The 15,268-nt window shown below is 69.3% G+C and carries 15 protein-coding genes and 1 pseudogene; 11 read left to right on the forward strand and 5 right to left on the reverse strand.

The window, feature by feature from the left end:
- Position 1 precedes the first annotated feature (1 nt).
- Positions 2–397: a hypothetical protein gene (locus tag ACN28F_RS29715; RefSeq protein ID WP_421360814.1), complete on the forward strand. Its 396-nt coding sequence runs from the start codon at positions 2–4 to the stop codon at positions 395–397.
- A gap of 352 nt (positions 398–749) precedes the next feature.
- The gene (locus ACN28F_RS29720) at positions 750–1,472 is read left to right on the forward strand and encodes a hypothetical protein (RefSeq protein ID WP_421360816.1); all 723 of its coding nucleotides are present in this window, start codon (positions 750–752) and stop codon (positions 1,470–1,472) included.
- On the opposite strand, the gene ACN28F_RS29725 is transcribed toward ACN28F_RS29720, so the two are convergent.
- Positions 1,428–1,892 (reverse strand): hypothetical protein, encoded by a 465-nt coding sequence (locus ACN28F_RS29725; RefSeq protein WP_421360818.1) that lies wholly within the window; start codon positions 1,890–1,892, stop codon positions 1,428–1,430. The two genes, ACN28F_RS29720 and ACN28F_RS29725, sit on opposite strands and share 45 nt — an antisense overlap.
- Positions 1,893–2,026: 134 nt before the next feature.
- Between ACN28F_RS29725 and ACN28F_RS29730 the strand changes: the two genes are divergently transcribed.
- Both ACN28F_RS29730 and ACN28F_RS29735 read left to right on the forward strand, forming a co-directional pair.
- Entirely contained in the window at positions 2,027–2,818 is a 792-nt protein-coding gene (locus ACN28F_RS29730; protein ID WP_421360820.1) for a helix-turn-helix domain-containing protein, read from the forward strand.
- Complete coding sequence (locus ACN28F_RS29735) at positions 2,809–3,018, forward strand: DUF397 domain-containing protein (protein ID WP_421360822.1); 210 nt, start codon at positions 2,809–2,811, stop codon at positions 3,016–3,018. The genes ACN28F_RS29730 and ACN28F_RS29735 overlap by 10 nt, the downstream gene beginning before the upstream one ends.
- Here the strand turns inward: ACN28F_RS29735 and ACN28F_RS29740 are convergent.
- Complete coding sequence (locus ACN28F_RS29740) at positions 2,928–3,359, reverse strand: VOC family protein (protein ID WP_421360823.1); 432 nt, start codon at positions 3,357–3,359, stop codon at positions 2,928–2,930. The genes ACN28F_RS29735 and ACN28F_RS29740 overlap by 91 nt on opposite strands.
- Before the next feature lie 112 nt (positions 3,360–3,471).
- Between ACN28F_RS29740 and ACN28F_RS29745 the strand changes: the two genes are divergently transcribed.
- The gene (locus ACN28F_RS29745; protein WP_421360825.1) at positions 3,472–4,533 is read left to right on the forward strand and encodes a pectinesterase family protein; all 1,062 of its coding nucleotides are present in this window, start codon (positions 3,472–3,474) and stop codon (positions 4,531–4,533) included.
- Positions 4,534–4,551: 18 nt separating this feature from the next.
- On the opposite strand, the gene ACN28F_RS29750 is transcribed toward ACN28F_RS29745, so the two are convergent.
- Positions 4,552–5,724 (reverse strand): alpha/beta fold hydrolase, encoded by a 1,173-nt coding sequence (locus ACN28F_RS29750; RefSeq protein ID WP_289205751.1) that lies wholly within the window; start codon positions 5,722–5,724, stop codon positions 4,552–4,554.
- Positions 5,725–5,903: 179 nt separating this feature from the next.
- Between ACN28F_RS29750 and ACN28F_RS29755 the strand changes: the two are divergent.
- From ACN28F_RS29755 to ACN28F_RS29770, 4 genes and pseudogenes are all read left to right on the forward strand, one after another.
- Positions 5,904–6,821 (forward strand): annotated as a pseudogene (locus ACN28F_RS29755) (MurR/RpiR family transcriptional regulator); the annotation flags it as partial.
- Positions 6,822–6,920: 99 nt separating this feature from the next.
- Positions 6,921–8,369: an N-acetylglucosamine/diacetylchitobiose ABC transporter substrate-binding protein gene (gene ngcE / locus ACN28F_RS29760; RefSeq protein WP_289205752.1), complete on the forward strand. Its 1,449-nt coding sequence runs from the start codon at positions 6,921–6,923 to the stop codon at positions 8,367–8,369.
- A gap of 60 nt (positions 8,370–8,429) precedes the next feature.
- Positions 8,430–9,371: a carbohydrate ABC transporter permease gene (locus ACN28F_RS29765; protein ID WP_421360827.1), complete on the forward strand. Its 942-nt coding sequence runs from the start codon at positions 8,430–8,432 to the stop codon at positions 9,369–9,371.
- 13 nt (positions 9,372–9,384) lie between these two features.
- Entirely contained in the window at positions 9,385–10,353 is a 969-nt protein-coding gene (locus ACN28F_RS29770) for a carbohydrate ABC transporter permease (protein ID WP_421360829.1), read from the forward strand.
- Positions 10,354–10,403: 50 nt separating this feature from the next.
- On the opposite strand, the gene ACN28F_RS29775 is transcribed toward ACN28F_RS29770, so the two are convergent.
- Positions 10,404–10,823 (reverse strand): hypothetical protein, encoded by a 420-nt coding sequence (locus ACN28F_RS29775; RefSeq protein ID WP_421360831.1) that lies wholly within the window; start codon positions 10,821–10,823, stop codon positions 10,404–10,406.
- 249 nt (positions 10,824–11,072) lie between these two features.
- Between ACN28F_RS29775 and ACN28F_RS29780 the strand changes: the two genes are divergently transcribed.
- Positions 11,073–12,767 (forward strand): bifunctional 3'-5' exonuclease/DNA polymerase, encoded by a 1,695-nt coding sequence (locus ACN28F_RS29780; RefSeq protein ID WP_421360833.1) that lies wholly within the window; start codon positions 11,073–11,075, stop codon positions 12,765–12,767.
- 226 nt (positions 12,768–12,993) lie between these two features.
- The gene (locus ACN28F_RS29785) at positions 12,994–13,587 is read left to right on the forward strand and encodes a nucleotidyltransferase family protein (protein WP_421360835.1); all 594 of its coding nucleotides are present in this window, start codon (positions 12,994–12,996) and stop codon (positions 13,585–13,587) included.
- A gap of 20 nt (positions 13,588–13,607) precedes the next feature.
- Here the strand turns inward: ACN28F_RS29785 and ACN28F_RS29790 are convergent, their stop codons facing one another.
- A complete protein-coding gene (locus ACN28F_RS29790; protein ID WP_289205757.1) occupies positions 13,608–14,414 on the reverse strand; it encodes a metal-dependent hydrolase in 807 nt (268 codons plus the stop codon).
- Between the last annotated feature and the right edge of the window lie 854 nt (positions 14,415–15,268).

Genomic DNA, 15,268 nt, shown 5'->3' on the forward strand with positions numbered 1-15,268 from the left:
GATGGACGACCCGATCCTGACCGCTGTCGCGACGGCGCTGGCGACGGGCGCCGCCGCCGAGGTGACCGCTGGCGGCAAAGCCGCGTTCGCGGCACTGGTCCGGCTCGTCCGGCGGAAGGCTGCCGAGCAGCCCGCCACCGGGAACGCACTCGACGCAGCCCAACGTGAGCCATTGGACGGTCAGCGGATCGCGGAACTACGCGCCGCGCTGACCACAGCCACACTCAACGACCAGGTTTTCGCCGCCGAGCTGCACCGGCTCTGGGCCGAGGTCAGGGCCGCGCGAACAGCAGACGACCACAGCCGGGCCAGCAACACGATCTCCGGCCCGGTACGCGGCCCGGCGGTGCAGGCACGTGACATCCACGGCGGCGTGCACTTCGGCCCCGGAGGATGAGAAGCGGCAGTGGATGGTCAGCGGGTGGGCTGCGGCCGGCTGCGGATGCACGCGTCGACCTCGCCGTGGAGTTGGCGATGGCGGTGCAACAGGCTGTCGGCTTGACCTGCCTTGCCCAACCCGCCCAGGGCGGCGGCTGCATCGACGGATTCGCGTAGCAGCTCGGGCAGCGTGCGGGGGAGCAGTGCGGCGTCGGCCGTACTCAGCTTGCGCTTCTGGGCGTGCGCGTCGGCGGCCTCGGCGATGACCGCGTCCGCTGTGGTCGCGGTGCCGTGGGTGATCGGAGCACGATCACGGGCTCTGTTGAGCAGCAGAAGGATGTGCGCTTGCCAAGCGCTACGAACGGCTGTTCGTGGAGACCGCCGGCCGGGACGTGCCGATCACCGACGACCACAAACGCTACTGGCAGTCGGTGCTGCGGGCCTACGACCTGGCCCACGGATACAACGACCCCCAGGCCACCTACCGCCGCGATCCCGCGACAGCCAAGGGAATCGTCCGGTCCAAGCACGTGCCCAGCACCCGCGAGCTGCGGGAACTTCCGGCGGGCACCCTCGTCTACGTCAGGCACGACAAGTCCCGCGACGAGATCACCGAGGTCCACCCGGTCATGGTCGGCCGGCTTCCGTTCGCCGCCGCGCCCGACGACCTGCTGCCGCCCAGCCTTCGCCCCGCGCAGGACCGCGACCAGCTCTCCCCGGCGGACCGGCTGTTCGGGTGGGTGCCGTCCGGTGGCGGCGACGACGGTTCCGGGGCCAACGACGGTGCCTCGGGCTACCGTGGCCGGCTGCGCGTCCGGTCGGTCACCTGCGTCACCCCCGACTGGAAACCCACGGATTTCCCGCCGGACGGCGTCGTCCTCGCTCCGCTGAGCACCCCCAAACCCACCCAGTCCCGCTTCTACGCCGCGTCCGACAACGGCGGGACACCCCTGTACCGGATGTCGGAGACCCGGACCCGCATGGCGCGGTCGCCGTACACCCAGTCGGATTTTCCGAGGTGCAGGTTGTCGCCGACCCGCAGCAGTTCCTCAGGCATCGGTGCCGTCCTCGCGGGGCTGTTGCTGGCCCGGTGACCACAGGCCGGACAGGTGCAGCACGGCGCGTACCCGCTGGGCCTTGGCCGGGTCCCAGCGTTGGACGATGACCAGTGCCCGCAGGAACGGCTTGCAGGGCGAGGCGATGTCGCAGCGGCGACATTCGCCGAGCCGGCTCGGCAGGTGCACGTTGAGCGCGTCGAGGGCTCGGGTGAGGGCCCGCTGGGCGGCCGGGCTGCGGGGCGCGGTGGGCGCGTCGGCGAGCGCGCCCGTCGGGGCGGCGGTGACTCCGCGCGCGGCGGTCAGGCGGAAGCGGGCGTCCCGGTCGACGTCCGTCTGACCGGGGGTACGCCGGGGCAGCGGTGGCCGGTTCGGGGTGGGGTCGGAGTGCGGCGGCGTGCCGATCGAGGTGTACCGGGCGAGGCGCGGCGTACCGCCGATACCGTCGTTGCGCAACACAGTGGATCTCCCTTGCGGTGGAGATGTGCGATCCTTTCCTGATCCACCCTGGACTCCGCCGGGCGGTTGTGGAAGATTGACGGCGGGCAGCGAATCGGACGCTTCTTCATACCTGAGGGGAAGGATGAGGAAAGATGAGTGGCTACAACGCGTTGGCGCGGATCTTGAAGTTCGCTCGGAATCAGGCCGGGATGACGCAGGAACAGTTGGCGGCACGGATCAACGTCTCGTCGTCGTTGATCGCCAAGTTCGAGACGAGCCGCCTCATCCCGAAGCCGGACACGGCGCGACAGCTCGACGCGCTGTTCGACTCGGGCCACATGTTCCAGGAGCTGGCGGCGGAGGCCCGCGCCAGCTTCGGCCAGCCGGTCTGGGTCCGCTCGTGGCTGGAGCACGAACGCAACGCCACCATGATCCGGTCGTTTCAGCCGCTGATCGTGCCCGGTCTGCTGCAAACCGAGGAGTACGCGCGGGCGATCTTGACCGACGGAGGCAACCGCGTGACAGACATCGAGTCGACGGTGGCTGCGCGGTTGGCGCGGGCCGATGCGCTGCACCGCGCCGACACGCCGTGTCGATTGTTCGCGGTCCTCGATGAGACCTTGCTGCGCCGTCCGATCGGTGGGCCAGAGGTGATGCATGAGCAACTTCAGGCGATCATCAAAGCGTGCGCGGAGCCCAATGTCGAGGTGGCCGTGGTGCCTTCTTCGACTGGCACTTACCCCGGCCTGAACGGTCCGTTGGTGCTCGGCACGGTCGACGGCCGTACTGTTGCCATCCTCGACAGCCCGTTGGGCGGTCAGGTGACCGAGGACCCGGATGAAGTCGCGCTGTTGGAGGAACTTTGGGAGGCGATCCGGGGCTACGCTCTGCCGCGACAGGAGTCGCTCAATTTGATCATGGAGGTGGCAGAGTCATGGAACTGATTGACGCCCCCCGCTGGCGTAAGTCCAGCCGCAGCAACGGCCAGGGCGGTGACTGTGTGGAGGTGGCCGACAATCTGCCGGGTCGGGTGCTGGTGCGGGACTCGAAGGATCAGGCTGGGCCGGTGCTGACGTTCGGCCCGGCAGCCTGGCGGTCCTTCGTCGCCGGGGCGGCCGTGGCCGCTGGCGGAGGCTCCCAGTAGACCTCGACCCGGTGGCCGTCCGGGTCGAGGCACTTGAACGCGGCGTACGCGGGTTCGTCGTACTCCTCGATGATCTCGACCCCATCGGCGCGTAACCGGCCGCGCAGCGTGCGGACCGCGTCGGGTGCGGGCATGCGGAAGCCGAAGTGCAGGAACTCCGGTGACGCGCCGACGGCGTCGACGGCGTGCAGCGCCAGGTCGAAGCCGTCGGCGTCGCGGATGATGACCGTGCCGTCCGGGTAGCGCTGCGCCGTGGCCGGGTCGAAGCCGAAGTAGCGGCCGTAGAACTGGGTGCTGCGCTGCGGGTCGCGCACCGGCAGGCCGAGGTGGTTCAGTCGCACGAATCCACATGGTATCGCGGTCGGCGGCCGACTGAGACATTGACGTACGGCGTTCGACGGCCTACTTCGCATCTCACTGAAAGCGCTTTCCCGGTGTGGGGGTGGAGGTGTGATGCGACGGCGAGTGGTGCTCACGGCCGGTGCGGCGGCGATGATCCCGGGCCTCGGTGCCCTGGCGGGCCCGCAGCCGGTGTCGGCGGCCGCGTCGTCCCGGCGGCGGATCGTCGTCGCCGCCGACGGCCGGGGTGACGTGACGACCGTCCAGGCGGCGGTCGACGCGGTCCCGGCCGGCAACGCCGCGCCGTTCCGGATCGACGTCCGGCCCGGTGTCTACCACGGGCAGGTGATCGTCCCGTCGGACAAGCCGTACATCGTGCTGCGCGGGCTCGGGCGCGGTCCTACCGACGTCGTGGTCACCGACGACCGGGCCAACGGCACGCCGAAGCCGGGCGGCGGGACCTGGGGCACCTCGGGTAGCGCGTCGGTCACACTGGATGGTGCCGACTTCACGGCGGAGAACCTGACGCTGAGCAACTCCTTCGACGAGGCCGCCCATCCGGAGATCACCAACCGGCAGGCCGTCGCGGTGCTGACCCGCGCCGACCGGATCGCCTTCCGGGGCGTGCGGTTCGTCGGCAACCAGGACACGCTGTACGTCAACAGCCAGTCCGCCGCGACCGTCGCCCGGGTGGCGCTCGACGGCTGCTACGTCGAGGGCGACGTCGACTTCATCTTCGGCCGGGCCACCGCCGCCTTCACCCGGTGCCACATCCATTCGCTGGACCGGGGTTCGGACAGCAACAACGGGTTGGTGACCGCCGCGAGCACCGCGATCAGCAACCCGTACGGTCTGCTCTTCGACCGGTGCCGGTTCACCGGCGACGCCGCGCCGGGCACGGTGTTCCTCGGCCGGCCCTGGCACCCCAGCAACGATCCGGACGCGATCGGGCAGACGATCGTCCGCGACAGCGTGCTCGGTGCGCACATCAAGGCCGCGCCGTGGACCGACTTCGGCAGCTGGCCGTGGCGGGAGGCACGCTACTTCGAGTATCGCAGCCGTGGCCCCGGTGCCGGCGTCACCGACGACCGTCCGCAGCTGATCCGGGAGCAGGCCGCCGCGTACACGCCCGCCGCGTACCTCGCCGGAGCGGACGGCTGGCGGCCGTTCTGCTGACCGGGACCGGGGTCGCAGTCAGTCGGCGAGGAAGTCGTCGACGTGGCGGACCAGTTCGGCCCAGGCGGGTTCGGTCGCGGTGAACAGGTGATTGGTGCTGTCGAGCAGCACCAACCGGCTGTCGCCGATCAGCGCGGCGAGTTCCGTGGCGTCCGAGGCGGGGACCCGGGGGTCGCCCCGGGCGTGCAGGATCAGCGTGGGGCAGCGGACCCGCTCCACCAGCGGAAACACGTCCATGGTGGCGATCATGTGGAAGAAGTGGACCAGGTTCTCCAGCGACGTGGTCCGTCGGGTGAAGGCGATGTACGCGTCCAGCTCGGCCGGGGCGGCGTTGGGCAGAAACAGGGCGGCGTAGGCGCGCAGGAAGGCCGGGTCGGCGGACTGCCAGGCGACGGTGGCCAGGTCCAGGTCGACGTCGGCGACCCGGCGGTCCAGGTCGGTGTGGGCGCGGGCCTGCCGGCCCCGGGCGTGGCTGCTGATCAGGACCATCCGGGTGATCCGTTCCGGGCGCAGCGCCGCGTAGGCGATCGCGGTGGCGGCGGCCTGGGCCGTCCCGATGATCGCGAAGGTATCGTAGCCGGCGGCGTCGGCGACGGTGTCGAGGTCCTCGACCCACACCTGCGGTGACGGCGACGGCGGGCACCAGTCGGAGAGCCCGCAGCCCCGCTCGTCGTAGCGCAGCCCCCGCCGGGTCTCGCGCATCAGGTCCCGGTACCAGTGAATCCACATCGGATCACGGCGGTCGAGGCCGAGGTGGGTCAGCCAGTTGGCGGCAGAGATCAGCGGGGGACCGCTGCCGGTGACGGTGTACGCGAGTCGGGTGCCGTCCCTGGTCTGGCAGAACCGGACGGTGTCGTAGTCCCCGGGGTTGGCGGCCGGGGCGACGTCGGCGATGAACTGGTAGCCACGCCGGTGGATGGTGCGGATGATCTCCTGACTGCCTCCGGTGTCGCCGACGGCGTGGCGGGCGGCGCGCAGGGTGGCGGCGATCGCTGATTCGCTGACGGGGTGTCCCGACCAGACGGTGTCAAGGAGCTGCTGTCGGGTGACGACCCGGTCGCGGTGCGCGGCGAGGTGGCACAGCAGTTCGATGGCGCGGGGTTCAGCGCGGACCTGCTGGCCGTGGTGGCGTAGCTGCCGGCCGTCCAGGTCCAGCTCGTACGGGCCGAATCGGAGTCGCGCGTGTGCCACCGCCGGAGCATAGCGGCATCGATGTGTCGCTCCTGATCATGCTCTTGGGGCTGGCCGGGTGGTAGCGCTCCCACCCGGTCACAGTTTGAAAACTTCGCCCACGGTCTTGACAGGGAGGGGGTGTTAGTAAGAACTTTTACCACTAACAGTTAACAGTCTTTCCCGAAAGGTCGGTGCCGATGGCCGGGCATGAGGAGCAGAGCCTCGCGGGGACCGCGCTGGCCGACGCCCCCGGGCCGGCGGACTCGGTGCTGGCCCGCATCCGGCTCACCGACTTCGCCGGTGCCCTGCGCCGGGTCGCCGACCAGGTGCTGTCCGACCCGGCCGGGGCCGCCCGCGCCACCATAGTGGAGCTGGCCGAACGCAGCGGTACGTCGCCGGCGACGGTGACCCGCTTCTGCCGGGCACTCGGCTTCGACGGCTACGCCGACCTGCGACTCGGCATCGCCGCCGAGACCGGTCGGGCCCGTGCCGCCGGCTGGACCGTCGACATCGGACGCGAGATCCAGCCGGGTGACCCGCTCGACCGGGTGCTCGGCCAGATCATGGCCGCCGACACCCAGGCGATGAACGACACCGCGGCCCTGCTGGACCTCGCCGAGGTGGAGAAGGCCGCCAACGCCGTCGCCGCCGCCAGTCGGGTCAACATCTTCGGTGCCAGCGGCAGCGCCCTGGTCGGCGAGGAGATGCAGTTCAGTCTGCACCGCATCGGCGTACCGGCCTGGGCCTGGACCGACCTGCACAACGGTCTGGCCAGCGCGGCGCTGATGCGCGACGGCGATGTGGCCCTAGGGATCTCGCACACCGGCCAGACCCGCGAAACCATCGAGATGGTCGCGGAGGCCGGCAGCCACGGCGCGACCACCGTCGCGTTGACCAGCTTCCCCCGCTCCACCCTGGCCGAGCTGGCCGACATCGTCCTGCTCACCGCCACCCAGGCGACGACCTTCCGGCCGGACGCGCTGTCTGCCCGGCACCCGCAACTCGTCGTGCTCGACCTGCTGTACGTCGCCGTCGCACAACGGACCCACGACCGGGCGCACGCGGCGTTCCGCCGGACCGCCCGTGCCGTCGACGGCCACAAAGCTGTTGATGGTCACAAGGCTGCCGATGGCCATCGGGCCGTCGACGGCCACCAGGCCATGAACCCGATCATTCACCGCCCCGCCGAAACCCCCAGCTGAGGAGCGCAGATCATGTCCCTTATCCCCGACTCCGCCCGGATCCCGTCCGCGGTCGCCGGTGCCTCGGTGCGCCGCCGGACCCTGCTGCGCCGGGCCGCCGCCGCCGGCCTGCTCGCCGGCCCGGCCGCCGGCCTGCTCTCCGCCTGCGCCGGCAGTGACCCCGGCAGCGGCACGGAAACCGGTACCAAGAGCCCGGACAACCCGTTCGGCGTCGCCGACGACAGCAGCGTCGACGTCGTCGTGTTCAACGGCGGCCTCGGTGACGAGTACCCGGAGTTCGACAAGACGCTCTTCGTGGCCAAGCACGACAGCGTGACGGTCAACCTCAGCTCCACCCAGAAGATCAAGACCGAGCAGCAGCCGAAGTTCTCCACCACCCCGGCCGACCTGATCAACAACTCGGGCGCGGACCTTATGGCGATCGACACCCTGATCAACGAGGGGGCGCTGACCGAGCTGACCCCGCTGCTGGACGCGCCGAGCTGGGACGACCCGGACGTCAAGGTCCGCGACACGCTGCTGCCCGGCACCGTCGACGACGGTACGTTCGACGGCCAGTTCTTCCAGCTCAACTACGCGTACACGGTCTTCGGGCTGTGGATGGACCAGGCGTTGTTCGACCGCAACGGGTGGGCGGTGCCGACCAGCTTCGACGAGTTCTTCACCCTCGCCCCGAAGATCAAGGCAGCCGGGGTGGCGCCGTTCGCGTTCGCCGGCAAGTACCCGTACTACATGCGGTGGCCGATCATGACCTGGATCTGGCTGGCCGGTGGCCGTCAGGCCGTCGTCGACATCGACAACCTGAAGGAAGGCGCCTGGCAGACCGACGCGGTCACCGCCGCGATGAGCGCCGTCGAGAAGATGGTCAAGGATGGCTACACGCTGACCGGCAGCGACACGCTGACCCACACCGAGTCGCAGCAGGCCTGGCTGGACGGCAAGGCGGCGTTCCTGCCCTGCGGCACCTGGCTGGAGAACGAGATGCGCTCCACCATCCCGACCGGGTTCCAGATGAAGATCGTCCCGGTGTGGAGCGTCGGCGCGAACGACGCGGCCCCGTACGGCACCGTGCAGGCCGGCTCCGGCGAAGGCTGGATCGTGCCGAAGAAGGCCGCCAACGCCCCTGGCGGGATGGAGTTCCTGCGGGCCATGCTCTCCAAGGAGGGTGCCGGCAAGTTCGCCGAGCTGACCAGCTCGCTCGCCTCGGTCAAGGGCTCCGGCGACAACGTCACCAACTCGACGGCGCTGACCTCGGCCAACGAGCTGATGGCCAACGCCCCCGGTGACCTGGTGTCGTTCCGCCACCCCGACTGGTACGCCGACATCGACAAGGTGGAGCAGAACGCCATCGGTGAGCTGATGGCCGGCCGGATGACCGCCGCGCAGTTCCAGGCGGCGTTGCAGGAGGCGTCCGACGCGGTCGCCGCCGACGACGCGGTCAACAAGTTCACCCGGTCCTGACCCGGCCCTGAACCCGGTACGGCGGCCCGGTACGTCGGCCCAGGAAGGAAGCGACAGGTCATGCGGCACGGGAAGGCCCGGTTCGTCACCGGGTTTCTGGCACTGCCGGTAGCGCTGTACGTGTTCTACGTCGTCTGGCCGTACGCACAGGCGGTCGGCTACTCGATGACGAACTGGGGTGGTTACTCCGACACCCAGGAGTTCGTCGGGCTGGCCAACTACGTACGGCTCTTCGGTGACGAACTGATTCACAAGGCCTTCTGGCACAACGTGTTCTTCCTGGTCACGCTGCCGCTGTTCACCATCGCGCTGGCCCTGTTCCTGTCGTTCCTGCTCAACGTGGGCGGGCGCGGGGACAGGGCCGGCGTCCGGGGGGTACGCGGGTCCGGCATCTACAAGATCATCTTCTTCTTCCCGCAGGTGCTCTCCCTGGTGCTGATCGCCATCATGTGGGGCGCCATCTACCGGGGCGACAGCCAGGGACTGCTCAACGGCATCCTGATCCGGGTCGGGCTGGTCGACGCCGAGGCGCCGCTGAAGTTCGTCTCCGACCCGACACCGTTCCTCGGCGTACCGGCGGTGCTGTGGTGGCTGCTGCTGATCGCGGTCTGGGGCGGCGTCGGCTTCTACATGGTGCTCTTCTCCGCCGCCATGCAGTCCATCCCCAAGGACATCTTCGAAGCGGCGATGCTCGACGGCGCCAGCCGGGTCACCAGCTTCCTGCGGATCACCCTGCCGCTGCTGCGTGACAGCATCTCGGTGGCCTGGGTCTACCTCGGCTTCATCGCCCTGGACATGTACGCCCTGGTCTTCATGATGACCCCCAACCAGGGCGGCCCCGACCACGCCAGCGAGGTCTTCGCCTCGGTCATCAACTTCACCGCCTTCAACAAGGGCCAGTTCGGGTACGCCTGCGCCATCGGCGTCGCCCTGGCCATCTTCACGCTGCTGCTCGCCGCCGTGCAGCTACGCGTCACCCGCCGCGAGCGGATCGAATACTAGGGAGGGCCGCGCGATGAGCACTGTCACCAATCCACCGACCGGCGCGGCCACCCCGCCACCGCCCACCGTCACCGGCGGCCGCCGTACCGCCCGGCCGTTGCCGCCCCGGCGGGCCGGCGCCGCCTCCGACAGCTTCTTCAACGGCTTCTCCCACCTGTTCCTGCTGGTGTGGGGTGCCATGGTGGTGCTGCCGCTGCTGTGGGTGGTGATGTCGTCGTTCAAGGACGACGCGCAGATCATCCGCGACCCGCTGTCGCTGATCCCGGACCAGCTGCACTGGGACAACTTCGCCCGCGCCTGGGTCGACGGCGGCATCGGCGACTTCTTCCTCAACACCCTCGTCATCGTCGGCGGCGGCGTGTTCCTCACCATGCTGCTCGGCTCGATGGCCGCCTACGTGCTGGCCCGCTACGAGTTCCCCGGCAACCGGCTCATCTACTACATGTTCCTGTCCGGGCTGACCCTGCCGGTGTTCATGGCCGCAGTGCCGCTGTACAAGGGCGTCTACAACACCGGGGTCGTCCTGCCGCTGCTCGGCCCGAACAGCCACCTCATGCTGATCCTGGTCTACACCGCCTGGTCGCTGGCGTTCACCGTCTTCTTCATGCACTCGTTCTTCAAGACCCTGCCGGACACCGTCGCCGAAGCGGCGATGGTCGACGGCGCGTCGCACACGACGCTGTTCTTCCGGGTCATGCTGCCGATGGCCCGACCCGGCCTGATCAGCATCGGCATCTTCAACGTCATCGGCCAGTGGAACCAGTGGTACCTGCCGTACCTGCTGATGCAGCCCAGCGGCGGCGAGGCCAAGAATCAGGTGATCGCGCAGGGCCTCATCGACCTGTCGGTCAACCAGGGCTACAAGTCCGACTGGTCCGGCCTGTTCGCCGGCGTCACCATGGCCATGCTCCCGGTGCTGATCGTCTACCTCGTCTTCCAGCGGCAGGTGCAGGCCGGCCTCACCGGCAGCGTCTCGAAATAGCAGCTCGCAGTCCCGCCAGGAAGTCGGTTCGTCGGTGTGGCGACGGCACGTCAAAGGTAGCCGATGCCGCCACATCGGTCGCATTCGACAAATTCGTGAAAGTAGTCGCCATTGTTGCCGTATTCGTGAGTGACGTAGCCTCCCTTGGAGCCGCCGCACGACGGGCAGGGCGTTCTGTTGATGAAGCCGTGCAGGATCGCCTTGGTGACGGCCAATCCGGCGAGTGCGGCGGCAACGATCCATCCCCAGGCCAGGGTCCCGGTGAAGTACGCGATCAGGAAGCCGCCAGCGGTGCCGACCGTCAGCAGGGCTCGGACCGGAGATCCGTAAAGAATCCAGTGAATGCTCCGCAGGATCTGATATGCCACGATTGCCAGAAGAAATGGAAGAATCAATACGATCGCTATGGTGAGAATTCCCGGAATATTCGATGCGAGTTCATCGAAATCGACGGCAACAAGCGCGACCATCGGTCACTCCCACGTGTCAAGTCCTGAATATTCGGGTTGCGTGTAACGGTAGACAGGTGGGTAAGATCGTTTAAATCCTCCGCGCGGACGCAACGCGGGAGACATCCGCTCCGGTCAGTGCGCCGAGAAGTAGCGGACATCGGCGAAGTGTCCGGCGTGCCGCTGGTCCCGGCCTTGGCCGCCCACGACCAGAACCCCAGCTGGTTTGGTTGGCATCAGGATGTCACCGGTGCCGGTCAGAATGACCGGGTGCTGGTAGCGGTGACGGCGGGACCTGGCGGCGGCGGATCACTGCGCCCGCTGCGACCCGACGGGCAGCCGGCCGGCCCGGCCGAGCCGACCGCCGACCTGGCCGCCCGGATCACCGGTCACCCCGCCGGGCCCGGTGCGTCCGGGCCGGCCCGGTGGCTGTGGGCCGCGACGGGTGCGATCTACCCGGGCCTGCTGCGCGCCGGCGTACGGGTCGACCGTTGCCACGACGTCGAGTTGACCGAGGCGCTGCTGCTCGGCCACGCCGGCCGCTGGGGTGAGCCCCGGTCGCTCGCCGCCGCGTACGCCCGGCTCACCGGTGCGCCGGTGCCGCCCGACCCGCCGACGCACGCCGCCGAACCACCCGGGCACGGCCAGCCGGCCCTCTTCGACGACCTGCCGGCGGCGGCGAGAGTCGCCGATCCGCTCGACGCACTGTGCCGGGTCTACGCCGACCAGCAGCGCCGGGTCGCCGCCACCGAACGCCCCGACCGGTTCCGGCTGCTGGTCGCCGCCGAATCGGCCGGGGCGCTGGTCGCCGCCGAGATGGGCGCCACCGGGCTGCCCTGGCGGGCCGACCGGCACGACGCGCTGCTGACCGAGCTGCTCGGCCCGCCGTCGCCGGTCGGTGGTCAGCCCCGCCGGCTGGCCGAGCTGTCCGCGCGGATCGCCGCCGCGTTCGGCGTACGGCAGTTGCACGCCGACTCGCCGGCGGAGGTGCTGCGCGCCTTCGCCCGCGCCGGCATCAGCCTGCCCAACACCCGCGCCTGGGTGCTGCGCGGCGTCGACCATCCGGCCGTACCGCTGCTGATCGAGTACAAGGAACTGCACCGGATCTGGACCGCGCACGGCTGGGCGTGGCGCGACGCCTGGGTGCGCGACGGCCGGTTCCGACCCGAGTACGTCCCCGGCGGCGTCGTCTCCGGCCGCTGGGCGACCCGGGGCGGCGGCGCGCTGCAGATCCCCAAGGTGGTGCGGCGGGCCGCCGTCGCAGACCCGGGCTGGACGTTCGTCGTCGCCGACGCGGCCCAACTGGAGCCACGGGTGCTCGCCGCGATGTCCGGCGACCGGCGGCTGGCCACCGCCGCTGCCGCCGGTGACCTGTACGCCGCGTTGGCCCACGACGCGTTCGGCGGCGACCGGGACAAGGCCAAGGTGGCGCTGCTCGGCGCGATGTATGGCCAGACCGGTGGTGCCGCCGTGCCGGCGCTGGCGGTGCTGCGGCGCAACTACCCGGTCGCCTTCGAGTACGTGGAGGCCGCCGCCCGTACCGGTGAATCCGGCGGACTGGTCCGCTCCTGGCTGGGCCGGACCTGCCCGGCCGTCGGCACGGCCGGCCTGGCCGACCCCGGCGTGGGCGAGCCCGCCGGCGATCCGACGCCAGCGGAGCCGCCCGATGCCGGCGCGCGGGCCCGTGGCCGGTTCACCCGCAACTTCGTCATCCAGGCCACCGCCGCCGAGTGGGCGCTGATCCTGCTCGCCACCGTCCGTCAGGGCATCGCCGGCACCGCCGCCGAGCTGGTCTTCTTCCAGCACGACGAGGTGGTGGTGCACTGTCCGGTGGCGCAGGCCGACGAGGTGGTCGCGACGCTCGAGCAGTGCGCGCGGCGGGCCACCGCGATGCTGTTCGGCGACACCCCGGTCCGGGTGCCGTTGGACGTCGCGGTCGTCGACTGCTACGCCGACGCGGCGTGATCAGGCAGCGACCGCTACGTCGACGGGGGTGATCACGCGTCGGCTGCTACGCCGACGGGCGTGATCACGTCGGCGGGCGGCCGGCCGACACCTGATCGGGAACTGATCGTTGGGACCGTTGTGCGTTCCATCGAGCCGGTGGCGGCGAACCCGCCGTGACCGGCCCGCCCGGCAGAGCCTGTCGGGCAGCGTTGCGGGGGTGGCTCAGCTGAGTCGGATCGCGGGGATGATCATTGCAGCCGGTGGCGGCCGGCGCATCGGAGGACCGGAGGCCCTGCTGTACCGGGGCGACCAGTTGCTGGTCGAACGGGCGCTGGAGCTGGTCCGGGAGACCGGCTGTGACCCGGTCGTGGTGGTGCTCGGTGCCGCCGCCGAACAGGTCCGCGACACCGCCGACCTGACCGGTGCCACCGTCGTGGTGAACCGGGCCTGGGGGACCGGTCTCGGGTCGTCGCTGCGGGTCGGCCTGGGCGCGCTCAGCGACGCCGACGTCGAGGCGGTCGTGGTGTTCCCGGTGAACATGCCGGGGATCACCGCCGACGCGCTGCGCCGGGTCGCCGCGTTGCCGTACCCGGAGACCCTGGTCTGCGCCACCTACGCGGGAACCCGTAGCTACCCGATGGTGTTCGGCCGCCGGCACTGGGCGGCGATCGCCACCCTGGCCAACGCCGACGGGGGTGCCCGGCCGTACCTGCTGGCGCACAAAGGCGAGGTGATCGACATCTCCTGCGACGGAGTGGCCGAGGGCGGGCTGGTGGACACCCCCGAGTCGGTCGAGGCGTGGGGACTGGCGGTGCCGGTGCAGCGCACCCCGGCCTGAGGCGCGGCGATCTGGTCCGGTCAGCCGCCGGTGAAGCGTCGGGTGATGGTGGGGACGGCCAGGCCGACGATGGACAGCAGCGAGATGACGGTGAAGGCGGTACGCAGCACCACCACCTCGAACTTGCTGCCGGCCCGGATGGAGAAACGGTCCGAGGGGCCGATCATCTTCCACATCCGCCGGCCGATCGGAATCGGCCACAGGATCGGTACGCCGGCCCGGGTGACCAGGTCGCCGAGGATGTGCACGAAACAGCCCACGCCCATGGCGAAGCCGAGCATCGGATAGCCGCGGTCACCGGGCAGGTGCAGGTAGGTGAAGTACGCCGCACCGGCCGACACCAGCGTCACGATGACCCAGCCGGCCCGTTTCGCCCACTCGTCGAACAGGCCGCGCAACGCCAGGCCGATCATGAAGAACAGGATGCCGATCACCGCCCACTTGCCGTACGCGGCGCAGAGCGCGGTGGTGCCCCAGCCGACCAGCACGGTGAACGGGATCGTGTGGGTCAGGGTGCGGTGGCCGTTGTTGCGGTGCGGGTCCTTGCTGAGCTTCGTCGCGTGGTAGACGCCGAGGGAGATCTTCTCGATGACCTCGGCGGCGAACAGCGACACCACCCCGAAGGTCCGGGCGACCGTCGCGCCGCCCTGGTTGCGGGTGACCTTGCCGGACAGGTCCAGGTCCGGGAAGAGTGCGCCGCCGGCGCAGACGGCGGTGCCGACCGCGATCATCAGCGGCGACTGCTCGTAGCCGGCGAACTGGTCGAGCGCCCAGGAACCGGCGAGCCACACGGTGGCACCGGACAGCGCGTGGGACGGACCCATCATGGTCGAGCATCCTCCAAGGTCATCTTCTCAGCGGAGGTCACTCTGTCAGACGCTCGGAGGCCGGGGCAACGCGGCGTGCCACCTTGGATGGTGGAAAGTAGATGAGCCGACGTCAGACAGGTATCGATCCCGCTTGGCGCAGGTCCGCATCTGGCCGCTATCAGATTTTCATAAGCGGTGGTTTGATTTGGTTGAGGGTGCTTCAAAATAGTGAAACGTGTCGGTCGCACTGCTTAGTCTCGGGTTTCCTGAGTGCCTGACGTGTTCCGTCGATAAGGTGTACGGTGGGATTGGCGACTCGGAGGTCTCGATGAAACGCAATTGCATGCTTCCTGATTCTCGGACTAGCGGTGAGCGACTGATACGCGGACAAGCCTCCCGTGGCCCTGTGGCTCGGTGTGAGGTCAGTGGAAAAAGTGCCGAGATTCTTGGCGGAAATGACTCTGCGGAAGAGGTCCGTGCAAGTGTGCTCCGGGGGATAATTCTCGAATATTGCGGTGAAGGGCTCTCGTTCCTGAAGATCTGCGGTGCTCGCATCTCGGGCTCGCTTGATCTTGATTTTCTTGAGATAGACTGTGCAATTGAGTTTGAGAGATGCTATTTCGAGGAACGAGTCTGCGCGGGCTGTTCGAGGGTCTTCTCTCTCGGCTTTGATCGCTGCATCGTGGGGCGAGGATTTGATGGTAGGCAGATCTTCGTAGAGAGGAACCTGCGATTCTGTCGCTCCCGTGTGGATGAGGGGATCGTGGTAGAGTCAGCCCGCATCGGGGGGAAGCTGGACCTTTCTGGGACGACTGTCGTGTGCGGTGATGCGATCGCGCTTGATGCCTCTGGGATCTCGGCTGCGCAAGGAG

The sequence above is a fragment of the Solwaraspora sp. WMMA2101 genome (assembly GCF_049179175.1).
GTDB lineage: Bacteria > Actinomycetota > Actinomycetes > Mycobacteriales > Micromonosporaceae > Micromonospora_E.

Excerpts from the sequence above, each read along its gene's own strand:
- ACN28F_RS29715 (WP_421360814.1), top strand. The coding sequence starts at position 2 with ATGGACGACCCGATCCTGACCGCTGTCGCGACGGCGCTGGCGACGGGC.
- ACN28F_RS29730 (WP_421360820.1), top strand. The coding sequence starts at position 2,027 with ATGAGTGGCTACAACGCGTTGGCGCGGATCTTGAAGTTCGCTCGGAAT.
- ACN28F_RS29735 (WP_421360822.1), top strand. The coding sequence starts at position 2,809 with ATGGAACTGATTGACGCCCCCCGCTGGCGTAAGTCCAGCCGCAGCAAC.
- ACN28F_RS29745 (WP_421360825.1), top strand. The coding sequence starts at position 3,472 with ATGCGACGGCGAGTGGTGCTCACGGCCGGTGCGGCGGCGATGATCCCG.
- ngcE (WP_289205752.1), top strand. The coding sequence starts at position 6,921 with ATGTCCCTTATCCCCGACTCCGCCCGGATCCCGTCCGCGGTCGCCGGT.
- ACN28F_RS29765 (WP_421360827.1), top strand. The coding sequence starts at position 8,430 with ATGCGGCACGGGAAGGCCCGGTTCGTCACCGGGTTTCTGGCACTGCCG.
- ACN28F_RS29770 (WP_421360829.1), top strand. The coding sequence starts at position 9,385 with ATGAGCACTGTCACCAATCCACCGACCGGCGCGGCCACCCCGCCACCG.
- ACN28F_RS29775 (WP_421360831.1), bottom strand. The coding sequence starts at position 10,823 with ATGGTCGCGCTTGTTGCCGTCGATTTCGATGAACTCGCATCGAATATT.
- ACN28F_RS29785 (WP_421360835.1), top strand. The coding sequence starts at position 12,994 with ATGATCATTGCAGCCGGTGGCGGCCGGCGCATCGGAGGACCGGAGGCC.
- ACN28F_RS29790 (WP_289205757.1), bottom strand. The coding sequence starts at position 14,414 with ATGATGGGTCCGTCCCACGCGCTGTCCGGTGCCACCGTGTGGCTCGCC.